The following is a 4,886-nucleotide window of genomic DNA, read 5'->3' as shown; positions in this document are numbered from 1 at the left end:
ATTTCCGGCTCCGTGACGATTTCGAGCAGCGGCGTGCCGGCGCGATTCAGATCGATACCGGTCATGCCCGCGAAGTCTTCGTGCAGCGACTTGCCCGCGTCTTCTTCGAGGTGGGCGCGCGTCAGGTTGACGACCTTCTCGTACGCTTCCTTTCCTGCCTTTTCGTTAGCCGGGACCTGAATCGTCACCTGCCCGCCCTGCACGACGGGGATTTCGTACTGACTGATCTGATAGCCCTTCGGCAGATCGGGGTAAAAGTAATTCTTGCGCGCAAAAATGCTGCGCGACGCGATTGTCGAGCCGATTGCGAGGCCGAATTGAATCGCGCGCTCGACAGCGCCGCGGTTCATCACCGGCAGCGTGCCCGGCAACGCCAGATCGACGGGGCAGGCTTGCGTGTTCGGTGCAGCGCCGAATTGCGTGGGAGCACCCGAAAAAATCTTCGAAACGGTCGACAGTTGCGCGTGGGTCTCCAGACCGATCACGACTTCCCATTGCTTGGCCATGGTGCTCACACTCCTGCCGGTGCTTTACGGTGCCAGTCGGTCGCGCGCTGGAACGCGTCGGCCACTTGCAACATCCGGGCTTCATTGAAATAGTTGCCGATGATCTGCAGACCCACCGGACGCTGCGCATTCGCGCCCGCGCCGAAGCCGCACGGCACGCTCATGCCCGGCAAGCCGGCGAGGCTCACCGACAACGTGTAGATGTCGGCCAGATACATCTGCACCGGGTCGTCGCCTTTCGCGCCGAGGTCCCACGCCACCGACGGCGCGACCGGCCCCATGATCACGTCGCACTGCTTGAACGCTTCCTGGAAGTCTTGCGCAATGATGCGGCGGATCTTTTGCGCCTGCAGATAGTACGCGTCGTAATAGCCATGCGACAGCACATACGCGCCCACCAGAATGCGGCGCTTCACTTCCGGGCCGAAACCTTCCGCGCGCGATTTCTTGTACATGTCGAGCAGATCTCGGTATTCCGCCGCGCGATGGCCGAAGCGCACGCCGTCGAAACGCGACAGGTTCGACGAGGCTTCCGCCGGCGCGATCACGTAGTACACCGGGATCGACAATTCGGTTTTCGGCAGCGAGACTTCCACCAGCGTCGCGCCCAAAGCTTCGTATTGCTTCAGCGCGGCGTCGATCGAGGCGCGCACGTCGTCGGCAAGGCCTGCGCCGAAATACTCTTTCGGCAGGCCGATACGCAGGCCGGCGAGCGGTTTGTCCGCGCCATCTTCCTTCCACGTCTTGCCGATGTAGCGCGTGAAGTCTTCGTCATCGCGCGTGAGGCTGGTCGAATCACGTTCGTCGAAACCGGCCATGGCGTTGAGCAGCGTGGCGCAATCCGCGGCGGTCTGCGCAAACGGGCCGCCCTGATCCAGCGACGACGCGAACGCGATCATCCCGTAACGCGAGACGCGGCCGTACGTCGGCTTGATGCCGGTGATGCCGGAGAACGACGCCGGCTGACGGATCGAGCCGCCCGTATCCGTGCCGGTGGCAGCGGGCGCGAGGCGCGCAGCGACCGCAGCCGCCGAGCCACCCGATGAACCACCCGGCACAGCCTTACGATCCCATGGATTCTGCACGGGGCCAAAGTACGAATTCTCGTTGGACGAGCCCATCGCGAACTCGTCCATATTGGTCTTGCCCACGCACACCATGCCGGCGCTCTGCAGGCGCGCGACGACCGTCGCATCGAACGGACTTTCGTAGTTCGACAGCATCTTCGAGCCGGCGGTGGAGCGCCAGCCCTTGGTGACGAACACGTCCTTGTGCGCGATCGGCAGGCCGACCAGCGGGCCGGCGTGGCCGGTGTGCAGCAGCGCGTCCGCGGCTTTCGCCTGCGCGAGCGTGAGATCCGGGTCGACCTGAATGAACGCGTTCAGGCTGTTGGCCGCTTCGATCCGCTTCAGATACAGCTGCGCCAGTTCGACTGCGGAACATTCCTTGGCCGCCAGTGCGGCACGCAGTTCGGTCAAGCTTTTTTCATGCATTGCGTTTTATCCTGAGCTTTATTCGCGAGTCTTACTCGATCACCTTCGGCACGAGGTACAGGCCGTCCTGGACGGCCGGCGCCGGGCGCTGGAAAGCTTCGCGTTCGACCGTTTCGGTCACCGCGTCGTCACGCAGGCGCAGCGCGACGTCTTCGATCTGCTCGATCGGATGGGCAAGCGGGGCGATGCCGGTGGTATCGACCGCCTGCATTTGCTCGACAAGGCCAAAAAAATCGTTGAGCTGGACAAGCGTGTGCTCAGCGTCGGCGTCGGCCAGTTCGAGCCGCGCGAGGTGCGCGATGCGTTTAACATCGGTCAGAGTCAGAGCCATGCAGTCACCGGAAAATGTGGTGGACAGCCGCAGTTGAAGAAAAACAATGCTGCGACAGCGGGTTACGACACTGGAGGAAGACCTCGAAAAAGGGGCCAGCGGCGGCAAAAAGTGCCTTCCGTTTCCTTCAAAACATCCAAAATTATAAGGTATCATTACGCGTTCGACCCAAACCCGGACCGACTTAACAAGGCCTTTCTGAACAATTCCCAAAGATAGTTCGGATTTTTCTGACCAGGCCTTGCTCCGGCCTCCGGTAGACTCCCTCGCAGCTTCAAGTTCCTGTGGCGCCGCTTCCGCCCGGTTGAAGCTGTTATTTTTTCCGCTGCCGCCCTGCGCATACGTTGCGAGGCCCGGCCCCAAGCGAGACAGGATTTTGAATGTTCGGCTTTTTGCGCAGCTACTTCTCTAACGATCTGGCGATTGACCTTGGCACTGCCAACACGCTCATCTATATGCGCGGCAAAGGTATCGTTCTTGACGAACCGTCGGTGGTCTCTATCCGCCAGGAAGGCGGTCCCAACGGTAAAAAAACCATTCAGGCAGTCGGCAAGGAAGCCAAGCAGATGCTTGGTAAGGTGCCGGGCAACATCGAGGCGATCCGCCCGATGAAAGACGGCGTGATCGCCGACTTCACCGTCACCGAACAGATGATCAAGCAGTTCATCAAAACTGCTCACGAATCGCGCATGTTCTCGCCGTCACCGCGCATCATCATTTGCGTGCCGTGCGGTTCGACCCAGGTCGAGCGTCGCGCCATTAAAGAAGCGGCGCACGGTGCGGGCGCTTCGCAGGTTTACCTCATTGAAGAACCCATGGCAGCGGCAATCGGCGCGGGCCTGCCGGTGTCGGAAGCAACGGGCTCGATGGTCGTGGACATCGGCGGCGGCACCACTGAAGTCGGCGTGATCTCGCTCGGCGGCATTGTGTACAAGGGTTCGGTGCGCGTAGGCGGCGACAAGTTCGACGAAGCCATCGTCAACTACATCCGTCGTAACTACGGCATGCTGATCGGCGAGCAAACCGCCGAAGCCATCAAGAAAGAAATCGGCTCCGCGTTCCCGGGCTCCGAAGTCAAGGAAATGGAAGTGAAGGGCCGTAACCTGTCGGAAGGCATTCCGCGCAGCTTCACGATCTCCAGCAACGAAATTCTCGAAGCCCTCACCGATCCGCTGAACCAGATCGTGTCGTCGGTGAAGATCGCGCTCGAACAAACGCCGCCTGAACTGGGCGCGGATATCGCCGAGCGCGGCATGATGCTCACGGGTGGTGGCGCACTGCTGCGCGATCTGGACCGCCTGCTCGCCGAAGAAACCGGCCTGCCGGTGCTCGTCGCCGAAGACCCGCTGACCTGCGTTGTGCGCGGCTCGGGCATGGCGCTCGAACGCATGGACAAGCTGGGCAGCATCTTCTCGTACGAGTAAGCGAGCCCGTCTCCATGTCAGTAGCGCGGATCAGGCAAACGGCCCCTCGTGGGCCGGTTTGCCGTTGGCTGGGCCTGCCAGCCTCCGCGCGCTGAACGCGCGTCCCTCGCGCGCCGCCGTCTCACCCAACCGCTCACGCCCCCGGCGCCGACCATGGAATACAGTCCGCCGCCCCTGTTCAAGCAAGGCCCGTCCGCCCTCGCACGGCTGGTGTTCTTCGTCGTGCTGGCGCTCGCCTTGCTGATCTCCGATGCACGCTTCAAAACGCTCGAAATCGTGCGCGGCGTGCTCGGTGCGGGTCTTTATCCGTTGCAACGCGCAGCTCTCGTGCCGCGCGACATCTTCATGGGCGCTGCCGACCTGGCCGTGACCAGCGCCACGCTACGCAGCGAGAATGAGAAGCTGCGCACCAAAGACCTTCAGCTCTCGCAGCAAGCCAATACGGCCGCCGAACTGGCCGCCGAAAACACCCATTTGCGCGCGCTGCTGCAACTCTCGCAACGCTCGATCACGCAATCACTGCCCGCTGAAATCCAGTACGACACGCGCGATCCGTTCACGCAGAAGGTCGTGATCGGCCGCGGTGCCCAGCAAGGTGTCCAGGACGGTTCGCCGGTCGTCAACGAAGACGGCGTGATCGGTCAGGTGACGCGCGTGTTCCCGCTGCAAGCCGAAGTGACGCTGCTCACCGACAAAGACCAGGCGGTGCCCGTGCAAATCGTGCGCACCGGCTTGCGCAGCGTGATTTACGGCACACCGAAGGGCGATACGCTCGATCTGCGCTTCGTGCCGATCAGCGCCGACGTGCAAACCGGCGACGAACTCGTCACCAGCGGGCTCGACGGCGTTTATCCGCCAGGGCTGCCGGTCGCCAAGGTCGTGCGGGTCGACAAACAGGCCGATACGGCGTTCGCGCGCGTGATCTGCTTGCCAGTCGCCCCAGTGCGCGGCGCGCGTCAGTTACTGGTGCTGCACTATGTGAATAATGTGCCGCCGCGCCCGGCGGAAGAGCCCGATGCGGCCACTGCCGCGAAAGACGCCAAAGCGAAAAAGGGCGGCAAACCTGTGGACAGCAAGGCCGCGGCGGATAAATCCACTGCGAAGCCTGCTGAAAAACCGGCCGCCAAACCCG

Annotated in this window: 4 protein-coding genes and 1 pseudogene; 2 read left to right on the top strand and 3 right to left on the bottom strand. The window is 62.3% G+C overall.

Going from position 1 to position 4,886, the window contains the following annotated elements; all coding sequences use genetic code 11:
* The 3 genes and pseudogenes from gatB to gatC form a co-directional block, all read right to left on the bottom strand.
* Positions 1 to 506: pseudogene (gene gatB, locus VFE81_RS16570) on the bottom strand (Asp-tRNA(Asn)/Glu-tRNA(Gln) amidotransferase GatCAB subunit B); the annotation flags it as partial.
* A 5-nt stretch (positions 507 to 511) separates the two neighbouring features.
* Entirely contained in the window at positions 512 to 1,999 is a 1,488-nt protein-coding gene (gatA, locus tag VFE81_RS16565; protein WP_325045637.1) for an Asp-tRNA(Asn)/Glu-tRNA(Gln) amidotransferase subunit GatA, read from the bottom strand.
* 31 nt (positions 2,000 to 2,030) lie between these two features.
* A complete protein-coding gene (gene gatC / locus VFE81_RS16560) occupies positions 2,031 to 2,330 on the bottom strand; it encodes an Asp-tRNA(Asn)/Glu-tRNA(Gln) amidotransferase subunit GatC (RefSeq protein WP_095417749.1) in 300 nt (99 codons plus the stop codon).
* A gap of 380 nt (positions 2,331 to 2,710) precedes the next feature.
* Here gatC and VFE81_RS16555 point away from each other — a divergent pair, with 380 nt between their 5' ends.
* Both VFE81_RS16555 and mreC read left to right on the top strand, forming a co-directional pair.
* Positions 2,711 to 3,754 carry a rod shape-determining protein gene (locus VFE81_RS16555; protein ID WP_004189550.1) on the top strand — a complete coding sequence of 348 codons (1,044 nt, stop codon included), beginning with the start codon at positions 2,711 to 2,713 and terminating at the stop codon, positions 3,752 to 3,754.
* 153 nt (positions 3,755 to 3,907) lie between these two features.
* A partial coding sequence (mreC, locus tag VFE81_RS16550; protein ID WP_325045636.1) for a rod shape-determining protein MreC occupies positions 3,908 to 4,886 on the top strand: 979 nt, incomplete at its 3' end.

This window comes from Paraburkholderia sp., from assembly GCF_035656215.1.
Lineage (GTDB): Bacteria > Pseudomonadota > Gammaproteobacteria > Burkholderiales > Burkholderiaceae > Paraburkholderia.
The sequence above is the reverse complement of the archived record's forward strand: the minus strand, read 5'-3'. Positions and strand labels throughout refer to the sequence as shown.